The sequence below is a fragment of the Caulobacter sp. P4_E5 genome (assembly GCF_056401555.1).
Genome location: NZ_JBFUJD010000023.1, coordinates 26,918 through 40,122, shown reverse-complemented (window position 1 = coordinate 40,122; position 13,205 = coordinate 26,918). Strand labels below are relative to the sequence as shown.

The 13,205-nt window shown below is 67.5% G+C and carries 7 protein-coding genes; 2 read left to right on the top strand and 5 right to left on the bottom strand.

The genetic code is table 11. From position 1 onward, the window contains the following. Window positions 1-198 precede the first annotated feature (198 nt). On the top strand, window positions 199-2,181 hold the full coding sequence (locus tag AC1DSO_RS09765; RefSeq protein WP_477068633.1) for a calcineurin-like phosphoesterase C-terminal domain-containing protein: 1,983 nt from the start codon (window positions 199-201) through the stop codon (window positions 2,179-2,181). A gap of 11 nt (window positions 2,182-2,192) precedes the next feature. On the opposite strand, the gene AC1DSO_RS09760 is transcribed toward AC1DSO_RS09765, so the two are convergent. The 5 genes from AC1DSO_RS09760 to AC1DSO_RS09740 all read right to left on the bottom strand — a co-directional run bounded on the left by AC1DSO_RS09760 (window position 2,193) and on the right by AC1DSO_RS09740 (window position 9,668). Continuing rightward, complete coding sequence (locus tag AC1DSO_RS09760; RefSeq protein WP_477068632.1) at window positions 2,193-3,659, bottom strand: CehA/McbA family metallohydrolase; 1,467 nt, start codon at window positions 3,657-3,659, stop codon at window positions 2,193-2,195. A gap of 75 nt (window positions 3,660-3,734) precedes the next feature. Beyond that, entirely contained in the window at window positions 3,735-6,557 is a 2,823-nt protein-coding gene (locus AC1DSO_RS09755; protein ID WP_477068631.1) for a TonB-dependent receptor, read from the bottom strand. 72 nt (window positions 6,558-6,629) lie between these two features. Beyond that, window positions 6,630-7,577, bottom strand: coding sequence for a FecR family protein (locus tag AC1DSO_RS09750; RefSeq protein WP_477068630.1), 948 nt, complete (start codon window positions 7,575-7,577; stop codon window positions 6,630-6,632). Further along, a complete protein-coding gene (locus tag AC1DSO_RS09745) occupies window positions 7,541-8,122 on the bottom strand; it encodes an RNA polymerase sigma factor (protein WP_477068629.1) in 582 nt (193 codons plus the stop codon). Before AC1DSO_RS09745 ends, AC1DSO_RS09750 begins: the two co-directional genes overlap by 37 nt. Before the next feature lie 634 nt (window positions 8,123-8,756). Further along, entirely contained in the window at window positions 8,757-9,668 is a 912-nt protein-coding gene (locus tag AC1DSO_RS09740) for a hydroxypyruvate isomerase family protein (RefSeq protein WP_477068628.1), read from the bottom strand. A 398-nt stretch (window positions 9,669-10,066) separates the two neighbouring features. Between AC1DSO_RS09740 and AC1DSO_RS09735 the strand changes: the two genes are divergently transcribed. Next, a complete protein-coding gene (locus tag AC1DSO_RS09735; RefSeq protein ID WP_477068627.1) occupies window positions 10,067-13,117 on the top strand; it encodes a TonB-dependent receptor in 3,051 nt (1,016 codons plus the stop codon). The last annotated feature ends 88 nt before the right edge of the window (window positions 13,118-13,205 follow it).

Here is a 13,205-nt window from a genome sequence, read left to right as displayed (position 1 = left end):
TGACATTTGTGGATTTAATGCGTGCGTCACGAGAAGTTCTTTTGCGTTATGTGGGCAAATTGACCACTAAACCCGCGAAACCCACACGGAAGTCCGTCAGCGACAGGCCCCCCTCGCCTTTTCGCCGGGCTTCATCAGGGTGTGTCAGACATCCGCCACACAAGCGTTGCGGACCTCATCGGACGAAGGGGCGCCAAGGTGACCAAGACTTCCCTGCCAATCGCCATGCTGGCGGCGATTACGTGCGGCTACGCCGGCGTGACGGTGGCGGCCCCGACGGGCCCGAACGCGCCCTATTTCGCCACCATCGACGTGCGCCGCGACGCTCGAAGCGACGACAAGATGATCGCGGGGCTCGTTTTCAACGACACCAACCGCAACGGCCGGCTGGACCCCCGCGAGCATGGCGTGCCGGACATCAAGGTCTCGAACGGTCGCGAGGTTGTGCTGACAGACCAGCGCGGCGGCTACAGCCTGCCGGTCCGCAGCGACATGTCGGTGTTCGTGGTCCAACCCAGCGGCTGGCGCGTGCCGACCGATGGGCGTTGGGTTCCCCAGTTCGCCTACGAGCACAAGCCGGCGGGCTCGCCTAAGGCGCTGCGCTATGGCGGCCTGCCGCCTACCGGTCCCCTGCCCTCGGCGATCAACTTTCCGATCATTCCCACAGAATCCGGTCAGCGCTTCGACTGCGCCGTGCTGGGCGACGTCCAGCCGGCGTCAAACATCGAGGTCGGCTATGTCCGTGACTCCCTGGTTCGCGAACTGCTGAACGCGCCGAAGAAGCCCGCCTGCCTGTTGGCCTTGGGCGACATCGTCAGCGACGACCTGCACCTGATCCCCCGCACCGCCGAGGTGATGGGCGCGATCGGCGCGCCGCAGTGGTGGGTGCAGGGCAACCACGACTATGACCATGACGCCGATCACGACATCGACAGCTCCGACACCTGGCGTCGCCTGTACGGTCCGAACAACTACGCGTTCGAGATGGGCCGGGCGGTGTTCATCGTCCTGGACAACGTCTCGTTCCCTTGTGGCGAGGATCCGCGCGAGGCGCGCGAGCGGCCGTTCTGCAAGCAGTATTGGAAGACCTATAACGGCCGCCTGCTGCCCGACCAGATGACCTTCATCGCCAACGTGCTGAAGGCGACCGATCCGACCAGGCTGGTGGTGTTCGCCGCCCACATCCCGTTCGTGGGCTTCGACAACAGCGAGTCCCAGCCGCACCAGACCGACAATCTCGGCGAGCTCTATGCTCTCGTGAAAGGCCGCCCTGCCCTATCGCTGACGGGCCATAGCCACACGCTAGAGAACCTGGCCCCAGGCGACTCGATGGCCGGCTGGAAGGACACGGTGGGCGTGACCACCATTCCCTTTAGGCATCTGGTGGCCGGCGCCGTCGCGGGCGATTGGTGGGGCGGCGACTACGACATCGACGGCACGCCGATGAGTCTGCAGGGCGACGGCTCGCCACGCGGCTATGTGGATTTCGCCGTGGACGGGACCGCCTACACGCTGGACTATCGCGGCAGCGGCCTGTCACGCGATCGCGCCATGTGGCTGTCGGTCAGCACCCCCGCCTTTCGCGACTGGGCCGACAAGATCTTCGCCTGGCGGGACGCGCCGGAGGACACCCGCGATCCGGTTCCGCCGCTCAGCGTCCAGGATCTGCCGGACGTGAAGCTGCTCTCGAAGGCCGACCTGGCGGGCCGGAGCTGGATCACCGCCGACATCTGGATGGGCGACAGCACGACCAAGGTCATGGTCTCGATCGACGGCGCAACGCCCACGCCAATGATCCGCACCCAAGATCTCAAGGGCGAAGGGATCCGCAGCGGGGCCGCCTATTCGGACCCGTTCGCGCTGCAGCGCCAGCTGACCATGGCTCGTACCGCGATCCAGAGCCGCTCCGGCGACGCCGAGGCCCAGGGCTATGTCCAGGGCCGCCAGAAACGACTCCCACCGATGCCGCCACAACCGCGTGGCTCGCGGGCCGATCATTCACCGCACATCTGGCGCTACGATCTGCCCGCCGGCCTGGCGGAGGGCCTGCACACGGCGCTGGTCACGGTCACGCGCGACCAGGGTGAGCCGGTCCGCGACACGCTGGTGTTCGAGGTCCGATCGGCGACCTTGAAGCGCACCTTCGACTTCGACCACTGGAACAGATTCAAGAACCAGTAGCCGCGCCGGGGCTATCGCGGGGCGACGGTCAAGTAGATCGGGTTGCCAATCAGCAGCAGCCGTCCAGCCGGGTCGCGTACATTGACTCGCACCCAGCTCGGCCGCTGCCCCATCTGGATCGAGAACCCACCGCTCGGCGACGTGTTCGGCATGATCTTCGCGCCATCCTGGATGACCTCAAGTCCGGCCGGATCCACGCCCGCGATGGTGGCGACAAAGTTGACGGCTTCTCCCGGCCTGACCGCCAGCCCGCCGCCCATCACCGTTTCGCCGCCGTCCGCCTTGGCCGTAAGGTCCAGCAACCGGTCGCGCGTGCCGTCCAGGTCGATGAACACCCGGCCGGCGCGGAGGCCCGCCAGGATCGCCTCGGTCGAGAGGCCCTGCGCGTAGATCACCGTCGCTGGTCGGCCGACGGCGGACGGCTTGTCGTGCGGGATGCCCGCGTCGTGGTTGTCGCTGCCGCCGATCGCGGTGATGCGGCGGTCCTGATTCAGCTGAGCCTCCCAGAAAGGAACGCCCGACAGGACGCCTTCGAAGCCGCCCAGCGCCTTCTCGTTGCCGCCGTTGGCCACTTCGATCGCCTGAACCGCGTCGTAGTCGGTATCCTTGACGGTCCAGCCGCAGCCCATGCACTGCTCGCCCGACGGCACGGTCGGGTGGTTGATCGAGAACACCCCCCCGGCCGCCTTCACCGCCTGCTGCAGGCTTCGCATGGTCGGCACGGTCTTGGAGCCCAGACGGAAGTCGATGAAGGCCGCGGGTCCGAAAACGTTGGCGTGACCCTGGAAGGTGGTGACCTCGCGGCCGGTCATCAGCAGCAGGCCGGGGAACGCAGGTTGCAACTCGGCCAGGGCCTCGGCCTGACTTGTGGTGTTGTGGTCGGTGACGGCGATGAAGTCGAGACCGGCCGCTTGAGCGGCCAGCACCGTGCGATAGACCGGGCACGGCGCGCGCGGCGCCTCGCCCGTCGTGCAGCCGCCGTCGCTGTGGGCGGTGTGCATGTGCAGGTCGCCGCGATACCAATCTGGCGTGGTCGCCTTGGGCAAGGTCGCGGGGAGCGGCATGGGCGTCTTCTCGAACCAGACCCTGGCCTCGTAGGTCGCCTTGGAGTTCGGGCGCGCGTTCGGCACACCCAGCAGCAGGGTCCACGTCCCCGCCGGCAGAGGTCCCGGCAGATAGCTGGCCGTCGCCGCCTCAGCCGAGACGAAGAAACCCCTCTTGTTGCCGCCGCTCCAGCCGCGGAAGCGGACCGGGTCCAGCAGGCCCAGATCGACGACCGTGCGGTTCTCGCGGCCGGTGTAGTCGAATGCCACCGTAAGGCGCGTCACGCTGGCCGGGACGTCGAAGGTCACGGGCTTGTAGGTCTGATGATCGGCGCCGGTGATCTCGCCGGCCAAGACGAGGTCAGGCTTGCGGGTTTCTTGAGCCAAGGCCGGCGAAGCCAGCAACAAGAGGACGAGGGCCAGCCAGCGGATCATCGCAAGCTCCAAAAAAGAAGGGCGGCCGAGGCTGCGGCCGCCCGAGTTTCAGGGGAGGAAGTCGAGCGGCGCGCCTTAGAACTTGAAGAGAAGCGCCGCCTTGAAGGCGCGGCCAAACTCTGGCCGGCCGATGCCGTAGAGGGCGCCAGCCTCGGTGCTGATGATCTGGCCAGCGCGGGGATTGCCCTCGGTCAGACCGATCTCGTTGGTCAGGTTCGTGCCGTAGACATAGGCCGACAGCTGGTCGGTGACCTTGAACCGCATCGTGGCCCCCACCAGGGTGTAGGCCGACAGTTTCAACGTGTTGGCGGCGTCCGAGAAGCGGTCGCCATAGCGCTCGATGCTGCTCTCGATCCGCAGGCGACCGTCCAGCAGGTTGAAGCCGGGTGTCAGGCGGAAGGCCGTCTTCGGCACGCGGATCAGCTGGTTGCCCGTGAAGTCGCGCGTGCGGCTGGCCGTGGCGGCCGGCGGCTTGACCTGGCAGGTCGGGTCCGAGGCCGAGACGGTGCAGCTTTCCTCGAACTTATAGTCGCCGAACTCAGGATTCTGGATCGTGGCGCTGAAGCCGAGGTCGAACCAGCGCGTCGGGCGGTAGGCGCCCTCCAGTTCAAGGCCCAGCGTCTTGGTGTCGGTGATGCTGGTCTGATTGACGTAGGCGCCGGTCGTCGAGTTGAACACCAGACTGCCGAAGCCCAAGCTGTCATAGGCGGTGTGGAACACCGTGGCGTAGAGGTCCAGCTTGCCGGCGTTCAACTTGTAGCCGGCCTCCATCAGATCCATCGTCTGGACCCGGCCCGTCGAGTTGCTGGCGTTGGTGATGTAGTCGCCCAGCGATGGCAGCCTGAACGCCGAGGTGTAGCGCGCGAAGACGCCCATCCGCGGCGTGATCCGGTAGTCGGCGCCCACGGTCCATCCGGCGTGGTCGAACTTGCGCGACAGGCGGTCATAGACGCCCGAACCGGCCAGCACGGTGTCGTCGGCCGGGGTCGGCGAGAGGCCGAGATTGATCGTCGCCGTGCGTTCGCTGCGGCCGGTGAACTCGATCTTCTCCCAGCGAACGCCGGCGTCGATACGCAGGTTCGGCGTCACCTGCCACTCGTCGGTCAGGTAGAGGGCGGTGGTGTTGGACTTGCCGTCGCCGTTGGCGAACTCGGCGCCGTAGCGGCTGATGCCGTTCTCGGTCAGGCTGGACAGGACTTTGCCCGTCGCGTCGACAGCGACGAGGTCCAGGCGGCGGGCGTTCTCACGCACGTCCAGCAGGGCGTTGGCCGAGTAGCGGTTGAAGGCCTCTTCCACGTGAGCGTGGTAGAAGCCGACCGCAACGTCATGGGTCTGGCCGCCAAAGTCGAACTTGTGGACCAGCCGCGTGTCGCTGATCAGCTCGTCCAGCGGCACCGAGACGTAGCGCAGCGAGCCATCCAGCACGAGGCCGTTGCCATTCTGACCAGCGCCGGCCGTGTTGAACACCTCCGCCGGGTTCGTCGCGTAGCGCAGTTGCACGTCAGTCGCGCCCGGCGTGGCGGCCAGCAGGGCGGCGCGATACTGAGCGATGCGAGCCGCGCCAGTTACCGGCGTGTTGGGAAAGAGGCCGATGCGCTTGGACTCCGAGGTCCGGTAGCGCAGGGTCTCCGACAGCCGCCAGCCGTCGGCGATCTCGTACTTCAGGACGGCGGTAGCCTGGGTCAGCTTGACCTCGGTGCCGCGCGACAGGTCCCAATCGAACGGGCCCTTGGGGCCGCGCAGAGTCAGCCTGCTGGTCTCCGGCCCGGCCAAGGTTCCGGTCAGCGGATCGAAACCCGGGGCGGCGCTGGCCTTGCCCGAGGCGTCGAACTTCAGCGGCACGCCGGCGAACAGGATGACGTTGTCGTCCAGGTGCTTGATGTTGAAGTCGAAGCTGCCGCGCTCGAAGTCGCGGCCGATCGAGGCGCGGACCTGATAGCCCTTGTTAGCCGTGAAGCCAGGATCGCGGATGCCGTCGTCCTCGCGCCAGAAGCCGCCGACGCTGGCGCGCCAATCACCGATCGGGCCGCCGTAGTAGGCGTCGACGCGTTTCAGGCCATAGTCGCTGGCCTGGACCTTCACGATGCCTTCGCGGGTCTCGCCCTTGCGGGTGATGAAGTTGACCGTGCCGCCTGGGGCGTACGAGGCGAAGATCGAGGACGGGCCGCCGCGCACCACCTCGATGCGGTCGATGGTCTCGTCCAGGCGGAACGACTGGTCGGCGTTCAGATAGCCCAGGCCGCCGTCGTGCTGGATCGGCGCGCCGTCCTCCTGCAGGGCGATGGCCGAGAAGCCTTCCTGCGGGATGCCGCGGGCCCTGATGTTGGCGCTGGCCTCGCCGCCCGAAGCCTCGACCCAGAAGCCGGGCACCGACTTCAGCGCGTCGGCCACGCCCATCGGCGAGCGCAGACGCAGGGTCTCCTCATTCATGGTGGTGACGGCGTAGCTGGTCGCCAGGCGCGTGCGGGCGTCCGAGCCGGCGCGCGAGGTGACGATCAGCTCCTCGACCGTGTCGGACGCGTCAGCGCCGGCCGAGGCGGCGTCCAAAGGGCCGGCGCCCCGCTGGCGCAGGGTGATGACCTGAGCGGTCGCCGAGGCGATCTCCAGGTCGCTGCCGTCGATCAGCTTGCGGACCGCGTCCTCGCGGCCGAACGCGCCTTGCAGGCCCGCCGTGCGGTGCTTGGCGGCGACGTCGTAGGGAAAAAGGATCTGCACGCCGGCCTGGCGCGAAAAGGCGTTCAGCGCCTGGGCGGTGTCGCCGGCCGGAACGTTGAATGCCACCCGCGCGGCCGCCTGGGCCTGGGCGGTCGCCGGAACGACGGCGACCAGCGCCGTCGTGGCCAGAAGCAGGCAAATCGCCGCGCGCGGCGCCCCAAATCGCGCCCCAAACTTGGTCATCGTACTTCGCCCCGTTTGTCGTGCCGAAAATCGGCGTCTCGCTCGGCAAGACGGGAGGGGCGGTGAAAACCTCTATCGAGATTTAAGAAGAATTCGTGACGGATCGTCGGCGATGATCCGTAGACCGAAGGTCGTGCGCAGCGCGTCAAGGAAGGTTTCGGGATTGTCGGTCAGGAAGCGGCCGCCCAGGCGCAGGGCGCCGACCTTGGGATCTTCTATGACCAGCTTGCGGGTGAGGTAGCGATTGTACTCCTCGACCGCTTCGGCCAGGCGCTGACCTTCGAAGACGATCTCGCCGCGACGCCAGGCCTGGACGTTCTGGACCTCGGCCTCCGGCGCCGCCGCGACGGCGACGCCTGCCGGGCTGATCGCCAGAGCCTGACGGGCATCGGTGGCGGCCTCGACAGCGGCCTGGGCCTCGCCTGACGCGGTCTTGATCGCCACCCGGCCGGCCAGGACGATCAGATCCAGGCCCGCCGGCCGCAGGCGGGCGTTGAACTGGCCGGACGCCAGGCGCGCCAAGCCCTCCTGGGTGAACAGCTCGAACGGGCGCAGGGCGTCGTGGGCGATGGTCAGGGCCACCTCGCCGCGCTCCAGCCAAAGGCGACGCCGCTGCCGATCGAAGCGCCAAGCGACCTCGGTGTCGGTGTTCAGCTCGACCGAGCTGCCGTCGGGCAGAGCCAGAGTGCGGCGCTCGCCGATCCCCGTCACGGTGCGGGCGCGCAGCAGCTGGTCTCGACCCAGATAGGCTGCGCTCACGACACTCGCCGCCAGCGCCATGCCGCCGCCCAACCAGGCGCGGCGGGTCACGCCTGGCCGCACGCGTGGCTCGGCGTCGCGCAGGGCGTCCAATCGGCTCCAGGCGGCGGCCACTTCGGCGAAGGCGGCGGCGCGACGTGGATCGGCGGCCCGCCAGGCTTCGAAATCTTCTGGAACCGCGCGACCGGCGTCCAGGCGCGCCAGCCAATCCGAAGCCTGGGCGATCAGCGCGTCTCTGTCTTGATCGCCGGTTTTCGCCATGGACTCGCTTTACTTTCGATCTTTCGGCCTTCGCTGGCGGCCAGCGACTTGGTCAGCAGCATCAGCCCCTTGGCCAAATGCTTCTCGACCGTAGAGATGGACAAGCCCAGCCGAACCGCTATCTGCCCGGGCGAAAGGCCTTCCATTTTTCGTAAGGTGACCACGCGCCGACATTGTTCGGGCAGCCGGTCCACGGCGTCCAGCACGCGCAGCAGTTCCTCGCGAGCGCTGGCCACGGCGTGGGCGTCCGGCGCGGGATCGGGAAGGGCTTCCATCTCCAGCACCCCGATCTGGCGAATGCCGACAACCTTGGCCCGGCGAAATCGCTCGAAGGCCAGGTTGCGGATGACGGTCAGGACGAAGCGTTCGGGCGCCTCCAGTCGTCGCCAGTCCGGCACGCCTAGCACCTTGGCATAGGCCTCCTGGACCAAGTCCTCGGCGTCGGCCGGGTCGTTGGTCAACTTGCGGGCATAGGCGCGGAAGTTCGGCGCGAACGKCAGCACCGACTCGGCGAACCACTTGTCTATGTCACGTAGCCAGGCCATTGCGCCGCGCCCCGTCGGCGACGATCGCCGACTCTTTGCGAAGCTGGACTACCGACCGGACGTGTCAGTTTGGCGACGTTGAGGCGCGGCCTTCCAAATGTACCGTCAGGCCCGACTTGTCGTGACGGTAGCAGCGGAAGGTCCCTGAATCACTCCCACTCGATCATCAACAACCGCCCACCTCCGGGCGAAACTCATATGGACCGACTCCATGACCCAAGACATCGATAGGCATTGAAGGGAGCCTACCGGGTAGCGCCAATTGCCGCCGCTCGCGACGTTGGCGCGCCCGATCATATTGCTTGGTCAAGGTTTCCAAGACCCGATCGATGTCAGCGATGGTGGCCGACGCGGCCTTGATGAATGCCCTACCGGCCGCGGTTGCGGCGGCGATGGTAACCAGACCGCTCATAGGAAGCTCCAGCAACATCCTAAATCATAAGCTCAGCACGCCAGCCCGTGTTCCCGCTTCATCCCGCCGCACCAGTCAACATGATCGAGTTGAGACACAGGCAGAAAACGGAAGCATGTCGCCCACCGCGAAAGGTTCCGAGCGCATAGCCCAGGCTCCATCACTCGCGACCGACGCGCTGGACCTTTCTTGCGTCATCGCCACCGCGTCAGCGGAGGGTCCTTATCCCCGGTCAACTTCCCGGTAGGCGGCGACCAGGCGCTCCTCGCCGGGACGTCCGGCCAGGGAATTGCCATGCTCCATGCCGATCACCCCCCCATAGCGCCGGGACCTCAGCCACCGGACGATCGAGGTATAGTTGATTTCGCCGGTGGTCGGCTCCTTGCGGCCTGGATTGTCGCCGAACTGCACATAGGCGACCTCGCTCCAGCAGGCCTCCAGCGTCGGGATCAGATGCCCGAACTGAATTTGCGCATGATAGAGGTCGGCGAGGACCTTCACGGCCGGGCTGTTCACGGCGCGTGCGATCGCGAAACCCTGCGGGATCGTCTGCATGTAGACGTTGGGATGGTCGACGCGGGTGTTCAGCGGCTCCATCACCATAACTAAGCCCTGGGGGGCCACGATGTCGTTCGCTCGGCGCATAACGTCGATGATACGCGCCGTTTGGATATCCAGCGGCGTCTTGGGATCCAAGAACCCGGTGACCACCGTCATGCACTTGGCGTTCAGCCGCTTGGCCACGTCGACGGACGCACGGATGTCGGCCAGGAACGCGTCCCGCTCCGTGTCATCGGGGCCGCCGAGCACGGGCCGGAACTGAGCCCACTTGGGCATGCTGGCGACGAAGACCCCCATCGTCATGCCGCGTTGCTTGAGCGCCTGCGCCATTCGCTCCTGTTCTTCCACAGGACGGTCCCGCGCCTGGTTGTCCTCCCAGGCGGTGAACCCCTGGTCCGCCGCAAAGGCGATCTGCTCGATCAGTCCGCCGCGGCTGGCGAAGCTGCCCTCATGGGGTGCGAAGGCGAGCGAAAAGCGCGCCGCGTTCGACCCGCCGCCCTGGGCGGCAGCCAGCCCTGGCGCCAGGGAGGCGGCGGCGCCCGCCGCAAGCACGGTCCGACGACGAATGATCATTTCCGGCTCCCAAGTTGGGCGACGATCGCGCCGGCAAAAGCCATCACACGCCACCCGCTGATCGACAATAGACGCCCAGAGGCTTGGCTCTTCAGATCGCCAGCGGGAGCGACATGCGCCAGTTGCGGACCTTGGCTTACCTCCCAGGAAGCAGACATTCAGACGCGCCGAGCCACCAGCCTAAGCCGTCGCTGACGGCTCGCGACCAGCGGCGCCAAGGTCGATGCGCGAAGTGAGACGAGGCGGGGCTCCCGCCCCTTGCAGTACAAGGATAATATCCGTCTTCTTACTCTTCGAAGTGCGCTTGACGCCTTAGACCAGGGCGCGATTGGTCCTGTGCCTTGGGGGAAGATATGCATTCGCATCGACGCCAATGTCGCCTCTGGGCTTGCGCCGGTGTGCTACTAGTCGCGGCGGAGGCCGCTAACAGCGCCCACGCCGCGCCCGGCCTTGTCGATCTCCGCGCCGGCGCTCTGCAGGACGTTTTGGCCGAACTGGCCCGTGAGAACCGCGCGGACATCCTCTATTCGGCGGATCTAGTCAAAGGCCGACGAACGCCGTCCGTCAAGGGACGGCTCACCACCGAACAGGCGGTCGCGCTGCTGCTGAACGGGTCCGGCGTCGGCTACCGGATCACGCCCGACGGCGTCTTCGTGCTGTTCGAACGACCAAGCCGGGAGATCGCCGATCCCAGCGATGGCGCGATCTCGGAGGTGCTGGTCGTGGGCCGGCGCACCCAGAACGCCGACATCCGGCGCACCGAGAACGACATCCAGCCCTACAAGGTCGTGGGCCCTCGGGACCTGGCGGCGGCGGCGCAGGACAATGTCGATCAATACCTGCGCGAGCGCCTGCCGGCCAATGGCCAGGTGATCTCGCCCAGCCAGAACGTGAACTTCACGGGCGCGCCCAATTCGGCGGTCGACCTGCGCGGCGTCGGCTTGCAGCGGACCCTGGTTCTGGTCGACGGCCGCCGCCTGCCCAGCCTGCCGTCCCGCGTGGCCGGCCTGGAACAGAGCGACGTCAACGCCATCCCACTGGGCGCGATCGAGCGGATCGAGACCCTGACCGCCACGGCCGGCGGCATCCACGGCCCCACCGCCATCGGCGGGGTCGTCAATCTGGTGTTGAAGCGTGACTATCGCGGCGCCGACCTGACCGTGGTCTCGGGCCTGTCCAGCCGCGGCGATGCGGGCCGAGGACGAATTGAAGCGCGCGTGGGCTTCACCCCCGACCATGGGCGGACGGACATGATGCTGGCCGCGTCCTATTCGGCGGCGCAAAAGCTGACCGTCGGCCAGCGCGACTATGCCCGCCGGTCGCTCGACTGGCAGGCCCGGAACAGTCCGGCCGCCTTCCTGTTGCAGCAGAGACCCGTCAACGCGATCACCGTCCGCAGCAGCCTGGGCGAGCCCCTGCGGCTGGATGCGGCCTACGGCGGAACCGTCCTGGGCGGCAGCTACACGTTCCTGCCGATCGACTTCCGAGGGACTGAGCAGGAGAAGGCGGCTGTCCTGGTCGCCAACGCCGGCCGCCTGCCCACCGAACCGGCTGCCGGCTTGGCGGGCGACGATACCTCGCTGATCTCCGCGCCGAGGACCTACGCCATCCTGTTCAGCGTCCGTCGCCGGATCGGGGAGCGCGTCGAGGCTTTCGTCGACGGCTTCGATCTCCACGACGAAGCGCGCGCTCTGACGCCGAAAGCGCCGGGGTTCCGAAGCCTGACCCAGGCCAACGCAACCGGCAATCTGTTCGCCAACTCGGTCTATTTCTATTTCCCGTTGCCGGACCTGGTCGAACGGAAGTCGGTCACCGTCGATGTGCGGCGTCTCACCGGGGGTCTGATCGCGCCCCTGCCAGGGCGCTGGCAGGCGTCCGCTGACTATACGATCGGGCGATCGCAGCTGGAGATCCGGCGGGACGGCGGGATCCTGATCTCCACCATCGGCGTCCCTCTATGGGATGGTTTGGCCGGAGCGCGCGGCCAGGCCCCGGTCGTGCCGCTCGGCGACTATGCCAGCCTTCAGTCGGCGATGATGGCCTATACCCTTCCCAACACCAGCCATAGCCGCCAGACTACACAGTTCAGCAGCGGCGTCGTGCGCGCGGCAGGTCCCGTAATCGCCCTGCCAGGCGGCCCGCTCACGGCGACCGTGTTGGCCGAGGTCCGGCGGGAGCGGATGCCCGAGACCGAAATTCTGAGTCTCGCCGAAGGCGGCGCGACCAGGACCCGCACGCCCGACCGGGTGCAGCGCGTCAGCTCCGGCTATGTCGAGCTTCGCGCGCCGCTGTTGTCCCCAGAGTCCCGGCTCGCGCCCCTGCGCGGCCTGGAGCTACAGCTGGCCCTGCGTCGCGACGCAGTCGAGACGACGTTCCCGGACACGCTGCTGACCGGCGTCGCCACCTATGTTCGCACCAGCGTCCGCCATCAGGCCGACGTATTCACCTTCGGCGCCCGCGCCTTTCCGACCGGCTGGCTGATGCTGCGGGCCAGCGCGGCGACGGGCCAGTCGCCGCCGGACATGACGCATCTCCAGGAGATCACCATCCAGACCGCCAGTCCGCTGAATCCCGAAACGGACCCCAAGCGCGGCGGGCGGAAGCTCACAGCCGACGGTCCCTATCGATGGGGCCGCAGCGGATGGCATGACATCGGCCAGGAGAAGGGCCTGACCCAGTCGTTCGGCCTGGTGCTGAACCCCTCCGGCCGGAATGGACCGCGCCTGTCCGTCGACGCGTCCCGCGTCGAGATCCGCGACGAGATCGGGACGTCCGGCCTCAATCCGCAGCAGGTGATCGACGCCGAAGCCCGCTATCCTGGCCGCGTCGTCCGCGAGCCGCTGTCCGCCGCCGACGCGGCCCTGGGCTACACCGCCGGCCGGATCATCGTGCTCTACAGCGGACTGGCCAACCTCGGGCGAACGATCGCCGAGACGGTCGAGGCGCAACTGGACTGGACGCTCCCCCCCGTCCTGGGCGGCGAGACACGGGTCTACGGCGCCGCGACCTGGCAGCCGACCTTGCGGACCCGACGCCGGCCGGGCTTGCCATGGCTGGACCGTGTCGGCTTTCTCGACGGTCCCCTGCGATGGCGCGGCAATGCGGGCGTCCAGTGGGAACGCGGGCCGCTGCTGGCGGACCTGAACCTGCAGTATCAGGGGCGCTCGAGCCCGCGCTACTCGCCCTTCAGCAATGTCGTGGTCCAGAACGCGGCCTTCAACCAGGCGCGGACCTATATCCCGTCGCGGGCCTATCTGGATTTGGCGGCCCGCCGGCGGTTCAACGTCGCGGCCGGCCATGCCCTGCGGTCCCTGGACGTGCGCATCGCCGTGCAGAACCTGCTGGACACCACGCCGCCGATCGTCGCCGACGCCAACAACATGGGCTACGACTATCGCGGCGATCCGCGGCGGCGGCGTTTCGAGCTCAGCCTCTCCGGCCACTTCTAGGCGCGACGAGCCGGGTGAGGCTTCCTGAAAAACCTGCGTTCCCCCTGGTGAAGGCGTCCGACCGGATGCCCGGCCCTCCGGAGGACAG

Coding starts and splice junctions, on each gene's coding strand:
- AC1DSO_RS09750 (WP_477068630.1), bottom strand. CDS start 7,577: ATGGCGAAAACCGGCGATCAAGACAGAGACGCGCTGATCGCCCAGGCT.
- AC1DSO_RS09740 (WP_477068628.1), bottom strand. CDS start 9,668: ATGATCATTCGTCGTCGGACCGTGCTTGCGGCGGGCGCCGCCGCCTCC.
- AC1DSO_RS09755 (WP_477068631.1), bottom strand. CDS start 6,557: ATGACCAAGTTTGGGGCGCGATTTGGGGCGCCGCGCGCGGCGATTTGC.
- AC1DSO_RS09760 (WP_477068632.1), bottom strand. CDS start 3,659: ATGATCCGCTGGCTGGCCCTCGTCCTCTTGTTGCTGGCTTCGCCGGCC.